At 47.8% G+C, this 24,871-nt stretch carries 22 protein-coding genes; 13 read left to right on the forward strand and 9 right to left on the reverse strand.

All coding sequences use genetic code 11. The features are described 5' to 3' along the window. The first annotated feature begins 232 nt into the window (after positions 1 to 232). Positions 233 to 1,354, forward strand: a complete 1,122-nt coding sequence (locus ACR6HW_RS12565) for a radical SAM protein (RefSeq protein WP_455728072.1) — start codon at positions 233 to 235, stop codon at positions 1,352 to 1,354. A 20-nt stretch (positions 1,355 to 1,374) separates the two neighbouring features. Then, on the forward strand, positions 1,375 to 2,391 hold the full coding sequence (locus ACR6HW_RS12570; protein WP_455728073.1) for an MFS transporter: 1,017 nt from the start codon (positions 1,375 to 1,377) through the stop codon (positions 2,389 to 2,391). A gap of 55 nt (positions 2,392 to 2,446) precedes the next feature. On the opposite strand, the gene ACR6HW_RS12575 is transcribed toward ACR6HW_RS12570, so the two are convergent. Beyond that, positions 2,447 to 2,902 (reverse strand): hypothetical protein, encoded by a 456-nt coding sequence (locus ACR6HW_RS12575; RefSeq protein WP_455728074.1) that lies wholly within the window; start codon positions 2,900 to 2,902, stop codon positions 2,447 to 2,449. Positions 2,903 to 3,036: 134 nt separating this feature from the next. On the opposite strand from ACR6HW_RS12575, the gene ACR6HW_RS12580 reads away from it, so the two are divergent. The 3 genes from ACR6HW_RS12580 to ACR6HW_RS12590 all read left to right on the forward strand — a co-directional run bounded on the left by ACR6HW_RS12580 (position 3,037) and on the right by ACR6HW_RS12590 (position 6,248). Next, positions 3,037 to 3,930, forward strand: coding sequence for an ABC transporter ATP-binding protein (locus tag ACR6HW_RS12580; protein ID WP_455728075.1), 894 nt, complete (start codon positions 3,037 to 3,039; stop codon positions 3,928 to 3,930). Further along, positions 3,923 to 4,681: an ABC transporter permease gene (locus tag ACR6HW_RS12585; RefSeq protein WP_455728076.1), complete on the forward strand. Its 759-nt coding sequence runs from the start codon at positions 3,923 to 3,925 to the stop codon at positions 4,679 to 4,681. The genes ACR6HW_RS12580 and ACR6HW_RS12585 overlap by 8 nt, the downstream gene beginning before the upstream one ends. A 307-nt stretch (positions 4,682 to 4,988) precedes the next feature. After that, positions 4,989 to 6,248, forward strand: coding sequence for an aminotransferase class III-fold pyridoxal phosphate-dependent enzyme (locus ACR6HW_RS12590; RefSeq protein ID WP_455728077.1), 1,260 nt, complete (start codon positions 4,989 to 4,991; stop codon positions 6,246 to 6,248). A gap of 129 nt (positions 6,249 to 6,377) precedes the next feature. Here the strand turns inward: ACR6HW_RS12590 and ACR6HW_RS12595 are convergent, their stop codons facing one another. The 3 genes from ACR6HW_RS12595 to ACR6HW_RS12605 all read right to left on the reverse strand — a co-directional run bounded on the left by ACR6HW_RS12595 (position 6,378) and on the right by ACR6HW_RS12605 (position 9,431). Next, positions 6,378 to 6,977, reverse strand: coding sequence for a response regulator transcription factor (locus ACR6HW_RS12595; RefSeq protein ID WP_455728078.1), 600 nt, complete (start codon positions 6,975 to 6,977; stop codon positions 6,378 to 6,380). Positions 6,978 to 6,989: 12 nt separating this feature from the next. Then, positions 6,990 to 8,996, reverse strand: coding sequence for a sensor histidine kinase (locus ACR6HW_RS12600; protein WP_455728079.1), 2,007 nt, complete (start codon positions 8,994 to 8,996; stop codon positions 6,990 to 6,992). A 216-nt stretch (positions 8,997 to 9,212) separates the two neighbouring features. Further along, positions 9,213 to 9,431: a hypothetical protein gene (locus ACR6HW_RS12605; protein ID WP_455728080.1), complete on the reverse strand. Its 219-nt coding sequence runs from the start codon at positions 9,429 to 9,431 to the stop codon at positions 9,213 to 9,215. Between the two features lie 516 nt (positions 9,432 to 9,947). Here ACR6HW_RS12605 and ACR6HW_RS12610 point away from each other — a divergent pair. Then, a complete protein-coding gene (locus ACR6HW_RS12610) occupies positions 9,948 to 11,789 on the forward strand; it encodes a GTP-binding protein (RefSeq protein ID WP_455728081.1) in 1,842 nt (613 codons plus the stop codon). 229 nt (positions 11,790 to 12,018) lie between these two features. Here ACR6HW_RS12610 and glnA read toward each other — a convergent pair whose 3' ends face one another. Further along, complete coding sequence (gene glnA, locus ACR6HW_RS12615; protein WP_455728082.1) at positions 12,019 to 13,458, reverse strand: type I glutamate--ammonia ligase; 1,440 nt, start codon at positions 13,456 to 13,458, stop codon at positions 12,019 to 12,021. A gap of 376 nt (positions 13,459 to 13,834) precedes the next feature. Here glnA and rsgA point away from each other — a divergent pair, with 376 nt between their 5' ends. From rsgA to ACR6HW_RS12630, 3 genes are all read left to right on the forward strand, one after another. Further along, entirely contained in the window at positions 13,835 to 14,824 is a 990-nt protein-coding gene (gene rsgA, locus ACR6HW_RS12620) for a ribosome small subunit-dependent GTPase A (protein ID WP_455728083.1), read from the forward strand. A 71-nt stretch (positions 14,825 to 14,895) separates the two neighbouring features. Next, complete coding sequence (locus ACR6HW_RS12625; RefSeq protein WP_455728084.1) at positions 14,896 to 15,714, forward strand: Cof-type HAD-IIB family hydrolase; 819 nt, start codon at positions 14,896 to 14,898, stop codon at positions 15,712 to 15,714. Positions 15,715 to 15,862: 148 nt separating this feature from the next. Next, positions 15,863 to 16,135 (forward strand): hypothetical protein, encoded by a 273-nt coding sequence (locus tag ACR6HW_RS12630; protein ID WP_455728085.1) that lies wholly within the window; start codon positions 15,863 to 15,865, stop codon positions 16,133 to 16,135. A 43-nt stretch (positions 16,136 to 16,178) separates the two neighbouring features. Here the strand turns inward: ACR6HW_RS12630 and ACR6HW_RS12635 are convergent, their stop codons facing one another. Beyond that, a complete protein-coding gene (locus tag ACR6HW_RS12635; RefSeq protein WP_455728086.1) occupies positions 16,179 to 16,520 on the reverse strand; it encodes a LapA family protein in 342 nt (113 codons plus the stop codon). Positions 16,521 to 16,638: 118 nt separating this feature from the next. Here ACR6HW_RS12635 and aroB point away from each other — a divergent pair, with 118 nt between their 5' ends. The 4 genes from aroB to ACR6HW_RS12655 all read left to right on the forward strand — a co-directional run bounded on the left by aroB (position 16,639) and on the right by ACR6HW_RS12655 (position 21,599). After that, positions 16,639 to 17,709 (forward strand): 3-dehydroquinate synthase, encoded by a 1,071-nt coding sequence (gene aroB, locus ACR6HW_RS12640; protein WP_455728087.1) that lies wholly within the window; start codon positions 16,639 to 16,641, stop codon positions 17,707 to 17,709. Further along, positions 17,702 to 18,958, forward strand: a complete 1,257-nt coding sequence (gene aroA / locus ACR6HW_RS12645) for a 3-phosphoshikimate 1-carboxyvinyltransferase (RefSeq protein ID WP_455728088.1) — start codon at positions 17,702 to 17,704, stop codon at positions 18,956 to 18,958. The genes aroB and aroA overlap by 8 nt, the downstream gene beginning before the upstream one ends. Continuing rightward, complete coding sequence (gene aroC, locus ACR6HW_RS12650; protein ID WP_455728089.1) at positions 18,955 to 19,974, forward strand: chorismate synthase; 1,020 nt, start codon at positions 18,955 to 18,957, stop codon at positions 19,972 to 19,974. The genes aroA and aroC overlap by 4 nt, the downstream gene beginning before the upstream one ends. 86 nt (positions 19,975 to 20,060) lie before the next feature. Next, positions 20,061 to 21,599 carry a putative polysaccharide biosynthesis protein gene (locus ACR6HW_RS12655; RefSeq protein WP_455728090.1) on the forward strand — a complete coding sequence of 513 codons (1,539 nt, stop codon included), beginning with the start codon at positions 20,061 to 20,063 and terminating at the stop codon, positions 21,597 to 21,599. 101 nt (positions 21,600 to 21,700) lie between these two features. Here the strand turns inward: ACR6HW_RS12655 and speB are convergent, their stop codons facing one another. Genes speB through ACR6HW_RS12670 form a run of 3 tightly spaced genes read right to left on the reverse strand, consistent with a single transcriptional unit; the run spans position 21,701 to position 24,869 of the window. Beyond that, positions 21,701 to 22,552: an agmatinase gene (speB, locus tag ACR6HW_RS12660; RefSeq protein ID WP_455728091.1), complete on the reverse strand. Its 852-nt coding sequence runs from the start codon at positions 22,550 to 22,552 to the stop codon at positions 21,701 to 21,703. 8 nt (positions 22,553 to 22,560) lie between these two features. Then, positions 22,561 to 23,406: a polyamine aminopropyltransferase gene (gene speE, locus ACR6HW_RS12665; protein ID WP_455728092.1), complete on the reverse strand. Its 846-nt coding sequence runs from the start codon at positions 23,404 to 23,406 to the stop codon at positions 22,561 to 22,563. 11 nt (positions 23,407 to 23,417) lie between these two features. Further along, positions 23,418 to 24,869, reverse strand: coding sequence for an aminotransferase class I/II-fold pyridoxal phosphate-dependent enzyme (locus tag ACR6HW_RS12670; RefSeq protein WP_455728093.1), 1,452 nt, complete (start codon positions 24,867 to 24,869; stop codon positions 23,418 to 23,420). Positions 24,870 to 24,871: the final 2 nt, after the last annotated feature.

Consider the following 24,871-nt stretch of genomic DNA (forward strand, 5'->3'; position numbering starts at 1 on the left):
GAAATAGAATAGTACTTGAAGCCAATGACTGGCTTCGAGCCGATCTTTTGACGTACAAGTTCGGTCAAAAACCCTTTCTGGAAACTTCGGAAAGGGTTTTTTGTTGGTATAAAAGCATATAAAATATCATTTTAAAAAGACAAATAACGCTTAAAAAAGAAAAAAAGTAATAAAATTTCTTTACAAATTCGGATGAAGATGCAACAATTATGTAAAATATTTTAATTATATAATGGAAGGTAAAAATACTTATGTGCGATTTGTTAAGCATGTATTTAGACAACGGGTTACGGGTCGTCATGCACCGCATACCAAAGAGACGACGTCGTTTTACATGACGGGTCTAAACGATACCATCGATTTGTGCCTGGATTGTCTTTCTAATATCGTCATTGACCATACGAGTTTTGAGAACGACTTCTTTGAAAACGAAAAGAAAGTCGTCTTTAAAGAAATCGACAGTTATCTGAGCTCCTTTAATCAAATTAAAGAGCGGATGACACAGCAGGTTAAAAAACTGGTGGTTACGTGGTTCGGTGGCGAACCGACATTGACCTTAGAAGAAATACGCTATTTGTCAGAGGGGATAATCGCCAGTTGTGAAAAGAACAACTGTGCTTATGAAGCGCTGATGGTAACCAATGGGTACTTGTTAGACGAAGAGACCTTGAACTATTGCCTTCAAAACGGCATTGAACGGTTCCAAATCACCATAGATGGCACTGAGGCAGCACATGACAGTTTGAGACCACTTGAAAACGGAGAGGGGACCTTTTCGAGAATCGAGGCCAATTTACTGAACCTTTTAAATCACGACGTCGAGCTGGTGCTCAGAGTCAATGTCAATGCGATGAACTACCAATCCCTTGACGACGTTCTGGACATCATTCCCGCGGAACACCGCCGCAGGGTGTCTTTAAGTCTGGTCAACGTCTTTCAAAACGCCAGCAAGTTCAGGTTGTACGACGGCTACGTCAAAGCGCTGGAAAAGGGCTACGACATCAGTTTTATCAATCTGACCAAACTCTGTACAGAGTGCCGAAAAAATGCCATGACGGTGGAACCTGACGGCGATGTGGTCTTTTGCTCTATGGCGGGCGAAGCCGGCATCAAATTCGGCAAGCTCACAGAAGAAGGCATTTTGGCTATTGTAAATCAGTCGGTCTACTACAAGTTTAAAACGCTTTCAGCTTTTGACTCTGAAAAGTGTAGAACTTGTGATGAGGCACCGTGGTGCTTAGGTGGATGTCGACTGGCGCGGCTCGGGAATGCCCAGTTTTGTGTTAAAGAAAGAGGGGTAGACCTCACAGTGCGCGATAAAATCAAGTTGTCGCTGATGTCGGCAAATGGTTAAATATACAAGGGGAGGGGCATATGCTCAAAAATCACATTCTGATAAAAAATAAAAATTTTAGGCGTTTGTTGGCGGGCGGTTTTGTGTCTTCGCTGGGCACGAACCTTCAGAGCTTTGCCCTTTCGCTATACGTCTTAAATTTGACGGGGTCTGCAGCCGCGTTTGCCGCAGTGCTTTCAGTGGCGTTTATTCCGAGACTGTTGTTGCTGCCTTTTATGGGGGTTGTGGCCGATTGGTTCGACCGTAAAAAAATGCTGGTCAGATTGGATGTTCTCAGCGGGGTGATTATCTTGGGCGCAGCGGCGTATTACGCTGCTTATAAGACATTGCCGCTTGCAGGGGTATACGTTATCGTCATTGCATTAACCGTCATCAGCTGCTTGTTCGGCCCGACGGCAGGGGCGGTGCTCCCGATGATTACCACCAAAGAAGAGCGACCGGCGGCTAACAGCATGAAGTCTTTTTTTTCAACCCTCTCGGGGATTGTATCGCCAATTGTCGCCGGCATGTTGATGGGGATGTTCGGCATCGGCATCATTTTATTTCTCAACGGCATCAGCTTTATTTTGTCTGCCATCAGCGAACAGTTTATCGAGATAGCGTCTCCAAAACTGGATAAGAGCAAACTCAATGTCAAAGGTTTTGCCACCGATTTGAAAGAGGGGCTCCAGTACACGTTTACTTCCCGTGCACTCGTCTCTATGATGACGGTGAGCATGCTGATCAACTGCTTTTTAGGTGCGGTGTACAACGTCGTCCTGCCGTTTTCTCTCAGAGTTGAACTCGGTTATTCAGAGACGCTCTATGGGATTACTTCTGCCCTTGCGATGTCGGGAATGTTTATCGGCATGTTTTTTTACACGCGTCTCCAAAAGCGCCTCTCTTCTGAGAAAATTGTCACTCTCAGTACCTTTATGATCGGGGCGTTTACCGTGGTCTCAGGCGGGGCCGGATGCTTGGTGGCGCTCTTCTACTATAAAATTGCCACTAAAAAATTACCGGAGGCATCGGTTCAGCCCAATGCGGTGTCTTCTTAAATCAAAACTATAAAAAAATAGCGTTGCAGGTTGGTTAACTTGCAACGCTATTTTTTTATAGTTTTTGGAGTTCGTCTAAAAAGTATTTTTTGTCCTCGGCGCCTGCGATGTGTTCGGCGGCTTCTAGCGCATTGGCCTTACAACGGTTGTAAGCCTCTTGGTCACCTAAGCATTTGTGTGCCCGCGTCAGCCCTTCGTACGCGAAGGCGATGTCGAAGTCTGCAATGTCGTGTTCAAGGCAGATGTCGAGGCACTGTTGGGCGTGAAAGAGTGCTCGGTCGCCGATGCCGGCCTCGGCGTAGGCCCTTGAGACCAACCACTCGCCTCTTTCGAGGTTTTTGGCGTCGCCGACTTTTCCCCATAGGAACCGAGAGGTATGCGCCATGTGGATCATTTCGAGCGTCTCTGCTGCCGTCCTCTCTTGATTATCGATAAAATCCCAAGTTGCGTTGTTGTACGCAACGGCGTACTTCTTATGGAACGCTTTTTCCTGTTCGTTTAAATTGGACATGACCCCTCCTAAAATAGTTGATACTTTATTTTAATAAAAATCAGAATATTTGTACAGCAAATCTGCACAATGTACTCATTTGTAAGAGCCGTCTTCTTGATAATATAAATAAAAAAGCAGTGAGGAGACCGTTTATGATAATAGAAGGGCGTAGTGTAAGTGTGTCTTATAGTGGCAAACTGGCGCTTGATAAAGTTGATTTTAAAATACAAAAAGGAGAGGTTTATTCGATACTCGGACACAACGGTGCAGGAAAGAGCACATTGATTAAAGCCATTATGGGGTTGGTGGACTACGAAGGTGACATCGACGTCGCATTTAATCGTGAGTACCTTTACAAAAATATCAGTGTACAATTGCAGACCAGTTCTTTTGAGGAGGGCGTTAAGGTGATAGAAGTTTGCAAACTTTACAAAGCGTTGATGAGGCGTGCACTCGATGTTGAAGAACTGTTGTTGGAATTTAATCTGTACGAGCATCGCAATAAATACGTCAATGTATTGTCCGGTGGTCAGAAACAGAAATTGACTATTTTACTGACACTGCTCAACAACCCGGAGATTATCATTTTCGACGAGCTGACGACGGGGCTAGATGTCGTTGCAAGGCGTAAAATATGGGCTGTTTTGAAGAAAATCAACAAGGAAAAAGGGACGACGCTGATATTGACAAGCCATTTTCTAGAAGAAGTGGCGTTCTTAGCGGATAATCTGCTGATTTTGGAGCGAGGGAAGGTAAAGGTCGTTGGAAAAGTCGATGAAATTGTCCACAACTTGTTTGGCGATAAGAAGAAAGCGGTGTTCTCTGCGGACAATCGGTTCTTGTACACGAAATTTGACTTCCCGTTTACACGTGACGACAACCGAATGGTGGTGACGTACAGTGCCGAGGAAGAAAAGAAAGTCTATGAAAACATCGTCGACTGCGGTGGCTACAACATCACTATTAAACACCATACATTTGAAGAGGCGTTTTTAAAAATACTGGGCTATGAACTAGGAAAGGCGGGTGAAATCCAGCATGTATAATCTGTACATATTATCGAAACATCAGACCAAGATGCTCATGCGAAATGCTAAAATGACAATTATCGGTTTTCTTGTTCCCGTGATGATGTTTTTGGTTTTCAGCAACTTGCTAAGCAGCATGACGGTACCGGATACGGGAGCATCCATCGTCAACTACTTGATACCGGCGTATATTCCGATTATCGTCATCAATGCTGTGGTCGTCATATTTGGGCAGTACTATTCGCTGTACAAAGAACGCGGCGATTTGCTAAAATACAAACTCATTGGAATAAAGCCGATTGTCGTCGCTTCAGGCATTTATTTTTCGACAATCCTCTTTCAAATTCTCGCCATCACACTTTTAGTGGCTGTCGGCAATTTGAGCAAAGGGCTCGTCGTTCCGATTGTCAATATGCCGGCAATACTATTGGCGCTAGGGCTCATCAACGTCTATCAGTTTTCACTGACGTACTTGATTGCCGCCCTAGTGAAAAAAAGTACGACGTATCAGTCGGTGGCATTGGTTGTATTTTATTTGCAACTATTTTTGGGCGGATTGACTTTTCCACCTGAAATGTTCCCGGCATTTTTGAAACGGCTCGTCTATGTCTTCAACCCAATTGTTCACGGCCTTGAAATTATGAGAGGGGTTTGGACAGAGGGGGCCGGTATAACGCGTTTTCCCCTTGAAGCGGGGGTGTTGGTCGGCGTTTCTTTCATTCTAATAGCGGCGGGCTCTCAAGTGAACAAACGCCGTAAAGAGTTTTAGTTGGTAAATCCCCTGCGAAGAGAGTAAGACCTTGTAACACGAGATGAGCGGTTTACAAACGCCATAGAATACTTAAAAAACCTGCTTTTGCAGGTTTTTTTGTTGAATTCATAAAAGGTGGGGCATATATATGATAGCATGTTCTTTAATATATAAAAACCGTGAAGGTTTTTTCTGGAAAATAAATAAGGGTTCTCGAGAAACTGTGTTCGGTTACAATCAGTTTATCAAGCAATTTGAGCAGTTGGTTTCTTTCGAAAGCTTGAGGCAATTGCCGACGGACAAGTTATTATAGAAGGAGTAGGCTATGGCGTATTACCATTATCCAATGACAAAGTTTAATCAGGAAAATCATGCAGCACTGAATGTCTTAAAAAGTACAGAGAGCTACTTGTTCGACGATCGTAATGTAAGATACGTCGACTTAAAAAGCGGCTTGTGGAATGTTTCGCTAGGATATGACGCCGAATGGCTGTCCAGTGTGGAGGAACATGTTAAAAGTGTTTTGCACGACGGGTTATTTTACCTCGACGCACACGCCTACAAAACGCCTCTTTACGACCGCTACGCCAAGTCCTTGTTGACGTTTGCCTGTGAAGACGAAAACCGTCCTAAAGCGTTTGCTAAAGTTTTTTATACCAACAGCGGCTCTGAATCTACGGAGCTCGCTCTTAAGTTATCGCGATTGGCAAGACCTAAAGAAACACGGAAGAAGAAAATCGTCGCGTTTTCAGAAGGGTATCACGGGACATTTCTAGGAGGGCTTCAGGTGAGTGGTGTCGATCAAGCGGTTGCCGAGCGCTACGAAGTTGAAAATCCCGCTGTTGTTTTTTTACCGACGCCGAAAGATTTTATTTCGTTTAGCGCTTACATGGAAACCATAGAAGCTATGCACGAAGAAGTCGGGCTGATTATAGTCGAATCGGTGGTTGCTTCTGGCGGCGCTTTAACCGTTGCCAAAGAGCATCTCAATGCAATCATGTCTTTTGCAAAAACGCACAATATCTACGTTGTTTTTGACGAGGGCGTCACAGGCTTTTATCGTCTCGGTAGGCGTTTTAGCTTCACCGGTCTTGAGCACACGCCGGATTTGGTCTTACTGAGTAAAAGTATTAACAACGGTTTTCTCCCCTTTGGCGTTGTTTTGGTTTCAGAAAAGATGGCTGTTGATTTAGATGATAAGTTTGTGGACCACTTTTCAACCCAAAACGGCAACGTTTTAGGGGTGGCTTCTGCCATGGCCACACTTTATTACATGCAAAAGAAAGAGCGTGATATTCTAAGGCGTGTTCACGCCTTTGAAGCAATTTGGTACCGCAACCGAACCGAGAGAGAAATGCGTGGTGAAGGCGCGCTTATCGGCCTGCCTATGCACTCTAAAGAGCAGGTGAGTGCTGTGGTGTCAGCACTTAAAGAAAAGGGGTATTTGTGTTGCTGCTATGGGAGTGGCGTCGATGACGACGGCCTTTTGCTATTGCCCAATTATTTAATGTCGGAAACGCTCTTTGAAGAAGCCTTGAAAGAAGTCATTAAGAGCATGGACCGTTTTGACGGCGGGCTTTTATGAAGCGGTTTGTACATTTTTATGTACAGGGGTCTTTTTAGAGGCACAACAGCCCCCCACGTAGGGATACCGCCGTACAAATAGAAAAGCTGCACTTCATGTGCAGCTTTTGTTATGGGATGAGGTGATTTTTCATCGCGTTCTGCCGTTGAGGCTTACAATTCCGAGTTCGATGCCCCTTACGATAGCGGCAATCGTCGAATGGACATAAAATTTCTCGTTGATGGTTTGGATGTGGTTGTTTACTGTGCGTCGACTGATAAAAAGCCTTTCTGCAATCTCTTGTTGTTTTAAGCCTTCCGCTGCCAGTTGGAGGACTTCTTTTTCCCGAGGGGTCAAAGGTTCAGTGTCACAGGTGTACTTCGGGAAAATTGTGCCGCCGCCGGCGACGATGTTGACTTTATCGACAAAGTCGTGAATGCCGACATTTTTGTTGATAAAGCCCTTTGCCCCCATTTTAATGGCTTCATTGTGGTATTCAATCAAATCGTAGCCGGACAAGAACAAAATTTTCAGTTCTGGGTAAAGCGCCAACAACTCCCTAGCGATGTCCAAGCCATTGTACGCGCCCATATGAATATCGAGCAACAACAGGTCGGGGTGCTTGTTTTCGACAATTGAGACGATGTCTTCGGGACTCGTGTAGATTTCAAAGGCGGTCACGTATTTTTTTATGGCAAATTCCAGACTTCTTGCAAACAACTCGTGGTCGTCAAAGAGAATGAGTTTCATAGAGAGGCCTCCTTAGTGTTCATCAATAGGCAACTGAAACTGAACCTGTGTGCCCTGTGGTATCTTGTTCTGAATAAGCAAATCACCATTGAGCATTTGGAGTTCTTGCTTTAGTGAAAGCAGGCCGATATGTTGTGTTTCTTTGGCCAACTCCAAGGCATTTACGGCAATGCCAACCCCATCGTCTAACACGCTGATGTACAGATGACGTTTTTTCTCATCATAGGTAATCTTAATTTCTATAACGTTTGCACGGGCGTGTTTAATAGCATTTTGTACCAACTCTTTTGTCATTCTGAAAATCGGAAATTTTAAAGTGCTTGGCACGTCAATTTCTTCATTGAAATTGCATTTAATGAGTGGCGCTTGTGGTGAGCTTCTGAACTTTTCGCAAAGTGCGTTTAAGCTTTGCCCCATGCTTAAATCGGATAATGTCGAAGGATAGAGCTCAAACATCTGGTCTCTAAGCGATTGATTGAGCTGAGACATTTGAGTCAAAATAAAGGCCTTCATTTCTTCATCTGAACCGGGCAACAACGCCATTAGGTTTTTGACGGCGAGAACGGTCTGTAACACGTCATCGTGAAGGTAGAGCGACAGTGATTTTCGCATCTCGTCGGACTTGATGACCATCTGTCGCTTGAAGCGATTGTCGTAATTGACCTGTGGCAACGTCAAGTAGCGGCTTTGGTTTTGATTTAAAATCTCCGTTGTTTTAAGAATTTCGCAGAGGGTTCGCGATAGGTGTTTCAGTTTTTCAATTTCGAGTTCGCTATAGTGAGAGCCATTGGATTTAGAACCAAATGTCAGTCGACCAAGTGTGGCGTCTTCGTAGACGAGCGGAAAGGAAAAGAAAGACTTTCCGCAAATTTCGATGGCGTATTCTTCATTGTAAATCGATTTTATCAATTCTGTTGTCAAAGTGACTTCTTCAAAGCATCCTTCTTGATGTAGGATGAAGGGGGTGTCGTCTTCACTCCAAATGAGCAGTGTGCCGTCGACTTCAATGGTATTTCGTATAAGTTCCACAATCAAGTCGGTGAGAGAGTCAAGGTAATTGTCATAAGTGATGTTTTGATAGATATCCAATCGTTCCTTTTCAAAAGTACGCTTTGTTTTATCAATAAGATCGAGCTGTTTTTCATCGAGTTGACGCTGTAGCATGCTATAGAGAAAAGCGCCTATTGACACAAAGAGCAAGACAATCAGCGTGTTTGTGAAAGTTAGCCCCATAATAAAATACAGCAACGCCGCAAGGGCGATGGCGAAAAACAGTTGAAAGACAATTTTATAAAGAGTCAGTTGGTAGTCGTGTTCTAAATAGAGTTCAGAGCGTTTGATCAAGATGCCGCCTATTGTAATAGGTAGTATCAGCACCGTATGGTGTGAAAGGCGAATCAGCACATCGTTCTGAATCAACGGGACAAAGGTTCGTGTGAGAACAAATGGCAAAAATGCCACTGCAAGTGCCAGCAAGAGGGTCTTTTGATGCTTTTTATGAAACGGTCTCCGTTGACGCGCTGCTTTTCTAGAAAGCCCGATGATGCAGAGTAAACTCAAAAAAATCAAGAAGTAAAAAGTGTAATTGAGTTTGTAGATAAATGTTTGCAGTGCGATGATTGTCAGTGTGGAAGCTGCACAGAGAACCGTCAGCAACTTCTTGTACGAGGGCAATTGGGTAAGCGATGAAAAATGTGCTAAAAAAACGTACAATAATACTGGGGCAATACCCATTAAAAGTCGACTCAGCCTATGAGAAATCCGGTACGGGCCGAGTAAGAGTAGCAGGATCCATGTGGTAACGGTTAACAATAGAAAAAAGTACAAGTCCACTTTTTGTTTTGCCGAGTAGACGTAGAAAAAATTGCCAATAAGTATGAGCAGAGACACCAGAATGGATTCTGCCAAAAAATAACGAGGGGAAACCGTTGGCATGTGGTTGTAGAAATAAATAAGTGTCAAAGCTGAAAAAATCAAGTTTACCGGTACGAGTTTAACAAGGGTATCAGCACGCTTCATACAAATTCTCCATTTTAAAGTAGTTGAGCAGAGGCGACTTTTTTACAGCCATGCAATCGTTGTACGGTTCTTTTAGATACATATAACCCCTCCATTGATTGTTTATTTACACTATTATACAATTGTATTATAGGGCGTTCAACCCAATGAAAGTCATTGGTCACAAAAAGCGTTTCCTAGACGCGCGTGTCAATGGGCACACATGTTCTTTTTCCTTCAGCACCATGAGCCGTCGTAACGGTATCTGAGCCAATCGCCGTTTTTAAAAATCACTTTGAAATACCGTTCTTCGCTTTCGTCAATAAGGGCAATGGGCACATAAGCCTTCCGTTTTTTAGAGCTTAGCGTCGCCCGATGGTTGTCATAGACTTTTCGAAATAGGCGTTTTTGATGTTCTGAAAGTGGCCCGTAACCTTGAATGCAGTGAAAGTTCATCAAATGACCTCCCAAATGTCTTTATTCTGATGCCCTCTTTTGTAGGGTCGGTTTCTTTGCATACTTTGAAGTAGGCAACTTTAAGCTGACTATGTATTAGATTACTGTCATTATAGCCCTTCAAAACGGCCCTCACATGAGTAAATTGTGCAACAGTTCTGAACTTTATTACAATTTGGTGACAAGTCTTTCAAGGAACTTGCTAGAAGGGGTGGAAGCCTCTATAATGGAACCATCATAGAAAAGGAGGGTGCAAAGATGAGAAACAAAAAGCAGACAACGGATTTAAACAACACATCTTTGCAGCTGGGGTTATTTTAAGGAGAACATCACTATTTTCTCGCCGCAGACTGCTTCTGCGGTAAGTATTTGAATCATTCTCAAAGCTTTTTTGAAGCGCCATTAAAAAGACTACCGCAGTAAAAGACTGTGGTTTTTTTGTGCTTAAAATTAGGGCACTGTCTTTTGCACTTTTGGCAAATGATAGGGTGCCAGACGCGAAGAGGAGACGATGAGATGTTTCAACATAAAATAAGTGTGGGTATTGTCGCCCACGTAGATGCGGGGAAAACGACATTAACAGAACAGTTGCTCTATAAGACGGGAACCATTCCACAAGCTGGGCGCGTTGACAAACGGGACACCGTCACGGATTTCATGTCGGTTGAGCGAGAGCGCGGCATTACGGTCAATGCTGTAACGGTGGGATTTCAATGGCAGGAGACGCAGTTTTACTTACTCGATACGCCGGGACATATGGATTTTATAGCAGAGGTAGAACGGTCGCTGGCGGCGCTTGACGTAGCGGTGCTCGCCATTTCCGCTAAAGAAGGGGTACAAGCGCAGACGCGGGTACTTTTTAGTGCGCTGAGACGTTTAAAGATACCGACGTTGCTGTTTGTAAATAAAGTCGACAGAACCGGAGTCGATTTGGAGAGGGTTTATGAGCAAATTGAAATGTATCTGACAGAAGCTTTTGTACCGCTACAGAAAGTAGGTGGTGAGGGGACGCGCGATATAACTCTCGCACCGCAGACAGGCGACGAACGACTCGCCTACGTATCCGACCGCTATATGGCCGCGTATTTGAAAGGTGATGTCGAACCCGCCTGTTTTCAAGAAGCGTTAAAAGAAGTGTTTAACAAGGGGGAGTGCTTTCCGGTTTTACACGGTTCCGCCTTGCATGGCATCGGCATAGAGCCGCTTTTAAAGGTGCTTGCAACACTGTGTGCACCGGAGCGCACCACGGTGTTGTCGGCAAAATGTTACAAAGTCGACCGAGATGAGAAGGGGCTCAGGCGTTGTTACGTTAAAATAGAAGGCGGCACTTTGGCGTTAAGAGAGACTTACCCCGTGGCCGGTACTGAGCGGCACTTTAAAATTCTCAAAATGGCGGCCTTAAAAGGGGCGAAGCCTGTGACAGCAGCTGCGGCGTATGCAGGGGACATCGTGTTAATTTACACTGGAGAAATCGGCATCGGTGACCGATTGGGCGCAGAAGCGTCTGAACCAGAGGTAGAGGTGTCGCTGGGGACGCCGACACTGGTGACAACTTTGGCGCCGGCAGAAGCTTCTGAGCGCCGGTCATTGCTCGAAGCATTGACCGTTCTAGCAGACGAAGACCCCTTTGTGCGGTTTGAGATCAATCCGCGTACAGAGGCCATTGGCGTTCAGCTTTTTGGAGAAGTCCAGCTGGAAATTTTAGAGAGAACTATAAAAGAGCGGTTTCAATTGAGCGTTGTCACCGGGTCGCCGAAGACGCTCTTCAAACAGACGCCTGCCGAGGCGGCTTCTGCAACATGCTATATGTACAAAGACACGCACTATGCGGCGACCATTGGCTTCGAGGTGCTTCCTTTGCCGGTAGGGAGCGGTATTCAGTACGAGACCCAAGTATCGTATGGCGATTTAAGACAGTCTTTTCAAACCGCGGTAAGGGATGGGGTGATGAAACGCGCCGAAGAAGGTGTCGACACATGGCCACTGACCGATATGAAAGTGTGTTTTGTGTACTCTGAGTACGACAGCGTCATGAGCACGCCGTCTGCTTTTCGCCACTTGGCATCTGAAGTGCTTGAAAAAGCACTTAAAGACGTGTCACTTACCCGCTTAGAGCCCTATTTGGCCTATACCGCCTATGTCCCTCGAAGTGCCGTCGGTAAGGTGGTTTCAGAAGTGCTGAAGTCCAGGGGATCAGTGGCACCCCCGCAGTTTGTCGGTGAAAACGCGACAATCACCGGTGTGATTCCGGTGGAGACCAGCAGAACATTCGCCCTTGAAATGGCGGCGTACACCGGTGGTGAAGGGGTTTTCCAAACGGAGTTTTCAGGCTATAGACCTTACGGCGGGGCCTCGTAGCGGACGATTTGAGTTACATCAGAAGTAAAAAAGCCAGCCCAAAGTTCTTGGGCTGGCTTTTCAATAGACTAGTGTACTGTCTCGTTGAGATTTAATTAAAACTGCCAGATAGTTTGTATCAGTGCAAGGCAAAATATCGACGACAATGCGGGACATTGTCGAGAGATTTTAACGCCGCAATGATGCAGAGTAGATGTGCAGTTTTTTTAATTGTGAACGATACAGTACACTAGAGTTCATAGTACAACTTAAATTCTTCAGGGTGCGGCAGCGACTGGATGTAGAGGTGTTCTTTCTGTAGGCGCGCCATCTGGTTGTGGATGAGGTTTTCTGAGAACACGTTGCCTTTAAGCAAAAATTCGTGGTCGTCGCTTAGCGCTTCGCAAGCTTCTACAAGCGAAGTCGGAAGCGATTTTATCTGCTTTTGCTCTTCTGCACTGAGCTTATACAAGTTGATGTCCAGTGGACCAAACCCTTCAACTGTCGGATCAATTTTGTTTTCAATGCCGTCGATAGCGGCCATCAACATGGCGGTATACGCAAAGTACGGGTTGGCCGTCGCATCTGGGGAACGCAGTTCAAACCGCTTGGCATCCGGTGTTGTGGCATAACCTGGTATCCGAATGACAGCGCTTCTGTTGGCTGTGCCGTAGCAGATGCTCACAGGCGCCTCATACCCGGGAACCAGACGTTTGTAGGAGTTGGTACTCGGGTTGGTGAAAGGCATGAGTGCACTGGCGTGTTTCAGAATACCGCCAATGGCGTAGAGGGCCGTTTGACTGAGTTGGCTGTAACCGTCTTTGTCGTAGAACAATGGCGTCTCACCGTTGAAAAAGTGCATGTGGATGTGCATGCCGCTGCCGCATTCGTCGGTGAATGGCTTCGGCATAAACGTCGTCGTCAAGTTGTTCTTGAGTGCGTTGTTCTTGAGGACGTATTTGAGTTTTTGCGTGCGGTCGGCCATTTCCAATAGCGTGGCAAACTCGACTTCGATTTCGACTTGACCGGGACCGCCGTTTTCAGAGTGGTGGTATTTGACAGGAACGCCGTTGTCTTCTAAAAGGCGGACTGTTTCGTTTCTAAAATTGTAGCTGGAATCAAAGGGCAGGTCGACGTGGTAACCACCGTGACCCGGGACGTGAGCGCCGAGATTTTGTCTATCGGAGATGCCGGCGTTCCAAATTGCTTGATTGGAATCAATCTTGAGTTCCATGTGGTTGGTGCTCGTGTTGTATGAAATGTGATTTAAAACGTAAAATTCAAATTCCGGGCCGAAGAGGGCTCTATCGCAAATGCCCAAATCCTTTAAGTATTGTTCCGCTTTCTGCGCCATGAAGCGCGGATCGTCTTCAAATCGCTCTCTTAAACCGTCTTTAAGTCTGTAGATATCGGCGATAAAGACCAAGGTCTTTTGTTGCGTGAAGGGGTCGATAAATGCGGTGTCTAAATCCGGGATAAAGACCATGTCGGATTTTTCAACGGTTAAGAAGCCATAGCTCGAGCCGTCGAAGCCGATGCCGTCGGACATGACTTTTTCATCAAAGCGTTCTGCGGGAATGGAGAGGTGATGCCATCGACCTTTCATATCGATGATTTTAAAGTCGACGATGGTGATGTCGTTTTCCTGAATAAACGTCATGACGTCTTGTGCAGATTGAAATACGAACATAAAAAAACCTCCTATATGAGATGTGGTGGTGCTTTTACTTTATTGTAACCTTTATACAGAAAGAGTCAATAGAATATTCAGAATAAATAGATGTTGACAAACTATTTAAAACAAATTATACTGAAAGAGTCACTGATAGTTGTGTTTATAGAAAGGAGTTGTGTAATGATGACTGTATTATTTGGAGGGTTTATAGGATAACTGAATAGCGCGCAGTGTGATGCTGTGCACCAACTCCGGCAATCTGAATCGTGTTTTAACTGCGCGCTTGGAAGGCGTGTTTTTTTATGCTTAAAATTAAATCGAAAGTGAACACCGCAGAAGATTGGTCTGCGGTTTTTTTGTACCCAAAATTAAGAAAATATGAGGTGAACACATGATAGAATACTATGGATTTAACAAGACTTGGCTCGACGGCGTATCAGATGGTATGGGCGGCCGCATTGTAGCGGATTTCGGTATGCGCTACAAAGTGGTGACAGATTTAGGCGAGAAATGGCTAGAAAGAGGGGCGGCGCCCTTGGCCGTGGGCGACTTTTTAATCGTCCGCACACTGGGGGATTCAGAGCACGTAGAACTGGTGAAATGCCTTGACAGGAAGACCAAGTTCTCGAGACAGGCGGCAGGCATAGAAGTGAAAGAGCAGATTGTCGCCGCCAATATGGAAACTGTTTTTTTGATGCAGTCGCTGAATTACGACTTCAATATGAAACGGTTGGAGCGTTACTTAATCGCCACCTATGAAAGTGGTGCAATTCCCGTCGTCGTCCTGACGAAAAGCGACCAATGCGACGATGTGGAGGCGAAAATTGAAACGGTGCGGACAGTAGCGCCCTTTGAGCCGATACACGTAGTGAGCAGTCACACCGGAGAAGGGCTGGAGGCATTGGAGGTCTATTTTAAAGGCCACCGTACAGTGGCGCTTTTGGGCTCATCCGGCGTGGGCAAATCGTCGTTGGTCAACGCGCTTCTCGGCGATGTGTATTTAAAGACACAGGGCATTCGAGAAAACGACAGCAAGGGTCGACACACGACGACCCACCGAGAACTGGTACGTCTAGAGGGCGGTGGGCTCATTATGGACACCCCCGGTATGCGGACAATACAGTTCTGGGATGCCGAGGTGGGAATGGCTAAGCATTTCTCAGAAATTGAGGCACTTAAAGACAAATGCCGATTTAACGATTGCAGACACAAAGGCGAGCCGGGTTGCGCTGTCGAGGCGGCGATTCTAAACGGCACACTCACCAGAGAAGAGGTCAAACGGTTTGAGAAACTCAACCGAGAAATCGCGTTTCAAGAAGCGCGGCGTGCGCACAAATTGAAGCGCTTAAACCGTCGGTCATCTAAGCGAAAAGAATATTAAAGTCCATTGGCCTTCAAACTGTGGTATAATGGTGCCCAAACATAGAGGAAACAGAAAGGAATTGTATAGTAATGAAGGATAAAATTAAAGTGGTGATATCAGACCTCGACGGCACGCTTTTAATGCCGGATCACCAATTGGGCATTTATACAAAACGCGTTGTAAAAGCGGTGAAAGAAGCCGGGTATCACTTTTGGATTGCCACAGGCAGACACCATAGCGATGCCAAGGGCATCAGCCGAAAGCTGGATGTTGAAACCGTTTTAATTACAGCCAATGGTGCGACCGTTTCAGACGCTTCAGGAGCACTTACGCGAGAAGAGCAAATACCGCGAGCGGCGGTAGAGGGGATTCTGGCGTTGCCATTTGACAGCGGCGTTTATCAAAACCTTTATCAAGGGGAGCTGTGGTTGATGGAACGCGAAGACAAAGTCTTTGAAAACTATTACGCCGATGAAGACTTTAAGTACACTTTGTGTCGCTTTGAGGACCATTTGCACAAGCCGGTCAATAAGATTTTTTACACGTCATTAGAGCATCAAAAGTTGTTGCCGATTGCAAAAGCAGTAGATGAGGCATTTGGGGATGTGGTTGATTGGACATTCTCTATGCCGGAGTGTCTGGAAATCATGCCGAAGGGCTCTAACAAAGGCGACGCTATTTTAAAGACGCTCGAAGCTCATGGGTTCAAGGCAGAAGAAGTGGTGGCTTTTGGCGACGGTCTCAACGACTTGGAGATGCTCTCCGTTCTGCCCCACGGCAAGGTTATGCAAAACGCCAATCCGATTTTAATTGAGAAATTACCGCATCGCGAAATCATCGGACATAATGGTGACGAAGCCGTTGCAAGATGGTTGGTTGAGCATTTAGAACTGTCTGTCGACGAGTAGTTTTACAAAACGCCTGTTTTTCAGGCGTTTTTTTATAGGCGGTATGTTGTGTTTTAAACGGCATGTGGTATCCTATAGATGTAAAGTTATGGATTTGAAAGATGGATAGAAGTGTGCAACTATGGCAATTGGCCGTTGGGAGGACAGTATGTGGACTAAAGACTATGCGCGCATGAAGACTGTGGCAGTAAGTGCCGGAAAGCGATTTTCTTTTGAAAAGGCGCAGGGTTACATAGGGGTGGTTCTTATTTTTCTAGGCATCGCCTATGGCGGTAATATAGCGGCATTTTTAAGCGGCGGGTTCAATCAATCGGTAGTGTTCATAGACCCATCACTGACGCGTGGGGTGACAGTAGGGCTCGTTGTCCTCGGAGGCTATCTCATGGCGATAGACCTTATACGTCGTGTAAAAGCATCGTGAGGCCACTAAAAAAATCCGACAGTTGTCGGATTTTTTAATGATTTTACACTTGGTCGTCAGGTGTTTCAGGTGTCGCTTGTACTACGGGCTCGGCAGGTTTTTCCGCTTCGGCTGCCGCAGATGCTTTAAGTGCGTCCAGTTCTTTCGTCAACGTCTCGATGGTCTTTTCATTGCCTTTGATAATCTTCTTGTATTTGAAAAGCGCAATGGCATCGATGGAGTAGACGATAATGGCGCCGATGCTCGCCGCAATTAAAATAACCAGAGCTGCAGATATTTGAACTTTAGCGAAGATCAGATTGACGGGAACCGCACCTGCGTTTAAAATCGCAAAGAGCGCAATGACAATGGCAAAAAGCAACGTGACGATAATGTTTTTTTGCATAACCCCTCCTCATATTCTTTTTAATATTATAGCATCAACAGCCCTAAAAACACAATTGCACATTTCGCTAAAAACTGTGGTAAAATAAGTGGAACACACGATAAGGAGGGACATGAAGATGACCACTTTTTTTAAAATGCATTTAAATGATAATGAAATCCCTTTTTACTTAGAAAATTTAGAGGCGTTAGACACGTGTATCGAGGCCGTTTGCAAAGGTCGAAACCGCTTGTTGGTCACCGACGCACATGTCTTTGAACTCTACCCCACACTGTTTGAAGGCGAACCTGTTGTCGTCATTGAGGCGGGGGAAAAAAGCAAAAATGTTTCGGTTTACGCAGAAATATTAGAGGCCTTGCACAAAGCGGGCCTGAAGCGCGACGATTATCTCGTTGCAGTAGGCGGTGGCGTCGTCGGCGATGTAGCGGGTTTTGCGGCGGCGACCTATCGGCGCGGCATGCGGTTCGTTCAAGTGCCCACCACACTGCTGGCGATGGTGGACAGCAGCATCGGCGGGAAGGTCGGCATCGATTTTCTCGGCGGCAAAAATAACGTGGGCAGCTTTTATCAGCCGGAGGCTATTGTCTATTGTACGGCTTTTCTAAAAACACTCCCTGAAAGGGAATTGAACAGCGGCATGGCAGAGGTGCTCAAATACGCCATCGGCATGGACAAAGCGCTTTTAGAACGGCTTTTTGCCCACCACTTGGCGTGGCGATACGAAATAGCGCTGGATGCCTTTTGGCGAGAAATCGTTTGTACCTGCGCCCAAATTAAAGCGCGGGTTGTCGAAGCCGATGAACGCGATGTGGGATTGAGACAGACGCTAAATTTCGGTCACACGGTGGGACATGCCATTGAGCAGTACTGCAATTTTGAGACGTACACACATGGCGAAGCGGTAGCCATCGGGCTTTGGGTACAAGTGGAGCGGGCGCGTTTAGAAGGCGCTTTAGAGGCCGGTGTATACGAAGCGCTCTCGGCGCTGTTCGACCGATTGGCACTGCCTAAACAATTGCCTGAAACGGTAGATCTTCGCGCGCTGACGGCTTTGATGAAAGGCGATAAGAAAAACGTCGATGCGTCTATTGTCTGGATGCGGCTTTCGGAGATTGGCAAGTTGGAACGGGAATGTTTGTCAGAGGATGCTTTATACGATTTGCTTAAAGGAGGACTTTTATATGCGTAAGGGTGTATTGAGGCTAATTGGCGGCGCCCAACTTCGCGGAGAAGTTGTGGTGCCCCCATCTAAGAGTTTGTCGCATCGGGTATTGATTGCAGCGGCCCTTTCTGAAGTGCCTTGTACAGTGGGACCGATTATGGTCTCAGAGGACATCGACGCAACACGAGGCATTTTAGAGCAACTGGGCGCTGTATTAACCCCCGTTGCAGGCAAGAGCGGTTATTACATTGTGGATAACCCTAAAATTCGAGAATTTTATACACAGGGCGGCACGCTCTGTGCCGAGGGCGCTCGCTTTCAGTGCAACGAATCGGGGTCGACGCTCAGGTTCCTAATCCCATTTTCTTTTTTGGCACCTTCTTGTACATTTGAAGGGCGGGGACGTCTCGTCGAGCGGCCACTAACGCCGTATTACCGGTTGTTCGAGGAAAAGGGCATCGCCTATCAAACAGCAGACGGCTTGTTGCCGCTCGCTGTTGAAGGCGGCTTTAAAAGTGGCGTATTCTCTATTCCCGGCGATGTGAGCTCGCAGTTTGTCACAGGGCTTTTGATGGCACTTCCGCTCCTAGACGGGCCCTCGGAAGTGCGCGTTGAGCCGCCGTATGAGTCAAAGCCTTATGTCGACCTGACTTGTTCCGTATTGAAGGCATTTGGCATACGTGTGGAGAGTGTCGATGACTTCACGTACAAAATTAGCGGAAACCAGCGTTACTGCGCCGAAAAAGCAACTGTTGAAGGCGATTACTCACAAGCGGCATTTTGGCTAGTTGCGCAGAGTCTCGGCGCGGCTATTGACGTCAAGGGCATCGCGGTGGATTCGGAACAGGGCGATCGGGTTATCGTTTCGTACATCGAGGCCTTTAACAGAGAAGAGAGGCGTCTCGACGTTACCGATTGTCCGGATTTGTTGCCGATTCTCGCGGTAAAAGCGGCGCTGACTGAGGGGGAGACAGTGCTGTTCGGTGGGAAGCGCGTTCGCCTTAAAGAGTCCGACCGCATCCATGCGATGGCATGCGAGCTCGCGAAACTCGGTGCCGATGTCGAAGAAGTGGCAGACGGCCTAATAATCCGTGGCAAACAGACTTTAACCGGTGCATCGGTAGACGCTTGGGGCGATCATCGCATTGCCATGGCGTTGGCGGTGGCCTCTTTAAAGACAGAAGGCGATGTGGTGCTTTCAGGTGCAGAACACGTGAAAAAATCCTACCCGTCGTTCTGGGAAGTCTTTAAGCAGCTGGGTGGTGACTGTCGATGATGGGGACACTGTTAAAATGGACGCTTTTTGGCGAGTCTCACGGCACCGGTGTCGGCTGTGTGCTCGAGGGGCTGCCGGCGGGGATAAAAATCGATAGGGCGTTGCTCGAGCGCCGGATGGCAGAGCGTCGTCCGGGTCAATCGGGGTTGACGACGCCGCGACGAGAAGGCGATGAGGTGCGATTTCTAAGTGGCGTTTTGGACGATGTCACCACCGGTGCACCGCTGACGGTATTTATAGAAAACCGCGACCAGCGGTCAAAAGACTACGAGGCCCTCAGACGGCGATACAGACCGAGCCATGCGGATTACACCGGTGCTGTTAAATACGGTGGACACAACGACTACAGGGGTGGCGGTCATTTTTCGGCGCGGCTTACAGCCGGCGTCGTCGCGGCGGGCACTTTGGCGGAGCAATTTTTAAGCGCCGAGGGCATAGAGATTAAGAGTCGACTCGTCTCGGTGGGACCGGTGTCTGTGTCGCCGGCAGAAATTGAAGACGGCTGTTTAGATGCGCGACTAACGGCGCCTATTGAATCGGCGCGACGCTCTGGCGACTCTGTCGGGGGGATTGTGTCGACGGCGATTACCGGATTGCCTGTGGGTCTCGGCGGTACGACTTTCGACGGCATCGAGGGGCGTTTGGCTCTGGGGCTCTTCGGTATTCCGGGGATCAAAGGCGTGGACTTCGGCGCGGGCTTTGAGCTGTCTAAAATGCATGGGTCTGAGGCCAATGACTGTTTTTACGAAAACAACGGCTGTGTTCAGACGCGTACCAATGCCTCGGGGGGCATTAACGGCGGCATTTCAAACGGTATGCCGGTAACGCATCGATGTGTGTTTAGGCCGACGCCGTCGATTGCAATGACGCAGACGTCGTTGGATTTTGAGTCGATGACAGAGGTGGCGTTTGCCATTGAGGGTCGCCACGACCCCTGTATTGCCGTTAGAGGGGTTCCCGTCGTCCGTGCGATGACGGCACTTGTCACAGCAGATTTGTTTCTCATGGGTAAATAAGACTTTATCAGAACTGAAATTTGAGCTATAATAAGACTATTCGCTAAATAAAGGGCGTTACGTCCAATTGTAGAAAAAGAGGTACTATGAAAAATAAATTTGCAAAGAATCTAGGTATTATGGGGATTATAGGGGTTCTGATTAAAATAATCGGCGCCACTTACCGCATACCCCTCGTTCATTTTATGTCGGAAGATGCCGTGGCCTATTACGGCCTCGCTTACCCTTGGTACACATTTCTCATTACGCTGTCATCGGTTTCTGTGACGGCGGCTATTGCGAAACTCGTCGCAGAGTCTATTGCACTGGATGATAAGCGCGGTCAGATGGAAGTCTACGTGGTGTCGTCGTGGTTAATGCGCGGTTTCGGTCTTTTGTCGGCGCTGTTCTTAATCGGCGGTGCCGGGGTTATTTCAGGTATGCTCAACGAGCCGGGAACGGTGTATTCGTTTTACGTACTGGGGATTGCGACGTTGTTCGTATCCTTCAACGCCGTTTTCAGAGGGTTTTTCCAAGGCCATCAGCGCCTTGAATACTATGCCAATGCCCAGCTGATTGAGCAAGTGGCACGCGTGGTACTCGGTATCGGCGCCGTGGTAATCGTGGCACGCCTTCAGTTTGGAGACGCGCAACTCGCAGGTGCGGCGACTTCAGGGGCGCTGTTCGGTGCCTTTGCCAGTTGGCTGTACGCCAACTACAGGTTTAAAAAGACCATTGGCATTCAAAAGGAAAAAGTTCGAGACTTTAAGGGACTGGCTAAGAAGATTATCAAGATTGCGGCACCGGTTGCCGTCGGCGCTTCTATTTTGCCGATTCTGGCCATTGTCGACAGCGTTATGGTTCAGCGAATTCTCTACAGCATCGGCATGGGGGATTCGGCAAAAGTGCTCTACTCGTATATTTCAAGTTACTCCGCACCGATTGTCAATTTGACGCAAATCGTGTTTTCAGCGCTCTCACTGAGCTTGTTGCCTATGATTGCGGAATCCTTTGTTCAGAAAAAAACAGAACTCCGGCATCAAGTGGGGTTGGGCGTGCTCTTGTCGCTTGTGCTGGGGCTGCCGATGGGACTTGGCATCGCCACGTTGGCGGAGCCGATTCTGATGCTCCTCTACCCGTCAAAGGCAGAGCTTATGGTGGATGCGTCGTCGGTACTGGCACTGCTCGGCGTCGGTACGATTTTCCTATCGCTTTATTTGGCGACAACCAGTATCTTGCAAGGGCTCAATGCGTACAAAGAGCCTGTGCGCCATCTGGTCATCGGCGCGGTAATTAAAGTCGTCGTCGGTTTCTTGCTCATTAGAATGCCATCTGTCAATGTGGACGGCGCGGCGATTTCCACGCTTCTTGCGTACATGGTGGCGTCGTTGCTCAACCTCAGGCTGGTGTTTAAACTTCAAGCACCTGAGGCCGAAGTGGTTAAAAAAATCGGCATGACACTGGTCATCAATGTGTTTATGGCAGTGATTGCAAAGTTCAGCTACGATTTCGTGGCGGGTATGGTGGTCGGCCGCAAGGGGCTGGTCATTAGCTTGTTTGTTTCAATTGTCCTCGCAGCGGGCTTCTATGGCGCGGCGGTACTGGGGCTTAAAATTGTAACGAAGAAGGATTTTGAACGTTTGTAATAGAACGGTTTGGTTAAAAAGCGCCGCTGGAAAGCGGCGCACTTAAAAAGACTTAAACGCAACGGTTTAAGTCTTTTTTTTATTGCCTTTACAGCAAGCACTTATTTCAAAATCGTCAACATCAGTTCGCGGATTACCTTACAGGCGGTTGCCGTACTCACGCCCGTGGGGTCGTAATGCGGCGACAGTTCCACCACATCGGCGCCAATGATATTGAGCCCCTGTACGGTTTTTAAAATCGCCATCATGTCGTGCCACCAGATACCGCCTGGTTCTGGGGTGCCGGTACCGGCGAAAATCGACGGGTCAAAGACGTCGAGGTCGATGGTGATATACACAGGGGTTTCAGTACCGATAGCGGCCACAGAGGCCCCTAGCGTCTCGTAAGTAAACTTTTCGAGATGCGTGTGGGTCTTTGCCCAGTTGAACTCCTCGCGTTCTCCTGATCGAATACAGAACTGATAGATGGTGCCGTCGCCCATAAAGTCCCAGGCACGCCGGATAACCGCTGCGTGGGAAAGGGGTTCGCCCATGTAATGGTCCCTCAGGTCGGTGTGGGCGTCGAAATGCAGCAGCACCATGTTTGGGTAGTGTTTGTAAGCCGCTCGGATACTCCCCAGCGAAACGAGGTGCTCGCCGCCGATTAAAAAGGGGATCTTGCCGTCGGACAACACGCGATCAGCTGTATCTTCGATACACTTGAGTGATTTTTCCGCATTCCCGAAGGGCAAATCGAGGTTGCCGACGTCGGTGAGCGGGTAATCTGCTAGGTCTTTGTCGAGGTACGGGCTGTAGGTTTCGAGGCCGAAAGAGTCCATTCGAATGTAGTCGGAAGCAAAGCGCGTCCCGGGTCTAAACGACGTCGTGGAATCAAACGGGGCGCCGAAGATAATCAGTTTCGCTTCTTCGTAAGGGCTGTCGCAGCCAATAAATGTGTGGGTATTGGATTGCATAGGCGCCTCTATTCTTCGAGCATGCGTCTTACAAATGTCGGCAGTGCAAAACAGCCGGTGTGCAAGTCGGTGTTGTAGTAGCGCGTATCGATGCCGAAGCTCTCCCATTTCTCTTTATTGAAATCGGCAATTGGATCGAGTTTCTTAGAGGCAAAGCCAAACAGCCAGTGTCCCGAAGGGTATGTTGGCATGTGGAACTGGTAGACTTTGCTGATTGGGAAAATCTTTTTGATTTTACTGTGTGAGCGCTTCATCTCTCTTGCATAGCTCGGGTAGTAAGGGCTCTCGTGCTGGTTGACGAGGATGCCGTCTTCTGAAAGCGCTTTGAAGCAATCGGTGTAAAACGCTTCTGAAAACAGCCCTTCGCCGGGACCGATGGGGTCGGTGGAGTCTACTAAAATCAAGTCGTAGGCGTTCTCTTTGCCGTGGATAAATTTAAGACCGTCTTCAAAGTACAGCGTCACGCGCGGGTCGTCGAGTTTGGATGCGGTGAGCGGCAAGTATTTTTCGCAGGCGCGTACCACCATCTCGTCGATTTCCACCATGTCGATTTTTTCAATATGTGCGTAGCGGGTCAACTCTCTTACTGTACCGCCGTCGCCGCCGCCGATGACGAGCACGCGTTTAATAGACGGGTTGGTGGCCATGGCCACATGGGTAATCATATCGTGGTAGACGAACTCGTCTTTTTCATTGACCATCATTAAGCCGTCTAGGGTAAAGAACGTGCCGAATTCTTCTGATTTAAAGAAGTCAATGGTCTGAAAAGGGCTTTTTGCCGTATAGAAATGTTCTGTAACTTTAATTGAAAAGTCCACTGTATCGGTGTGTTTTTCAGTGTACCATAATTCCATGTGAAGCCTCCTTATTTAATCACTTTGATAAAGTTTGCATCTGGGTCTTCCATTCCGGTGATAATCCCGTGAGACGCTTTAAACAGTTGGATTTGAGCGACAACGGATGCGTTGATGCGCTCGCCGTAACTGACGACGGGAATCCCCGGCGGGTAGCTCATCAGGGATTCGGCACTAATTCTGCCGACGGTGTCTTCAAGCGGCACCATTTCTTTGTCGGCGTAAAACGCCTCTCTTGGTGTTAATACCACTTCAGGGTAGTGCAAATCGATTTTTTTATAGTCGAGCCGTTTGACTTCGGTGCGTTTGCTGCGAATCGTCTTTAGAGCGTCGATAAGAGCGTTTACCCCGTCGTAGTCATCGCCCAGACTGAGAATGGCCAGCGAGTTGTAGACGTCGCCGGTTTCCATCTGGATGTTGTAGTCGTCTCTGAGCAAATCGTAGAGTTCCATACCGTTGAGGCCCATGTTGCGCGTGGTGACGCTGAGTTTCGTCGGATCAAAAGCGTAGACGCCGGGGGAACCCACGGCCTCATTGCCAATGGCGTAACAGCCGTCGATGGCGTTGATGGCGTCTCTGGCGTAGTCGGCAACAGCCAGTGTGTGTGCCAGCAGTTCTCTGCCACGTGTGGCCAATTGATGACGGGCGAGGTCGAGCGATGCCATCAAAAGGTACGATGGGCTGGTGGTTTGCATAAGGTTGATGATTTTTCGAACATAGGGGGCCGCCATGCGCCGGGTGTTGAGCAATAGTGCCGAACTTTGTGTCAATGAGCCACCGGTTTTATGGAGGCTCACGGCGGAGAAATCTGCCCCTGCCGCCATGCCGCTTATAGGAAAGGCGTCGCTAAAGTGAAAGTGCGTACCGTGGGCTTCGTCTACGAGGGCGTAGAGGCCCTTCTCGTGGCAGAAGTCGACACACGCCTTGAGATCACAGGTGGCACCGTAATAGGTGGGGTTGATAAACAATGCCGCCTTTGCTTCGGGGTGCGCCTCGTAAGCGGCGCGGAGTGTTTCAATAGTTATGTTGTGCGAAACGCCCATTTCCGTATCGAGCTCCGGCGCCATAAAAACGGGAAGTGCCCCGCAGAGAATCAGCGCGTTGATTACCGACTTGTGGGCATTTCTCGGCAAGATGATTTTGTCGCCGTTTTGAACCACCGCCATAATCATGGTCTGGACGGCAAACGACGTGCCGTTGACGATGAAGAAGGCGTTGTCGGCACCGAAGGCGTCGGCGAGAAGCGCTTCAGCCTCTTTGATGACAGAAGTCGGGTTGCCGAGAAAATCCAGTGGTTTCATGGAGTTGACATCCAGCTCGAGAACGGTGTCGCCGAAGTAATCGGCAAATGTGCGGAGACCTTTGCCGTGCTTGTGTCCGGGGACGTCAAACGGGACGACGTTTCTCCGGTGGTAGGCCTTCATGGCGGTAAAGAGCGGCGTTTTATTTTGATCGAGTCCCATGG

It is taken from the genome of Fusibacter sp. JL298sf-3, from assembly GCF_053842995.1.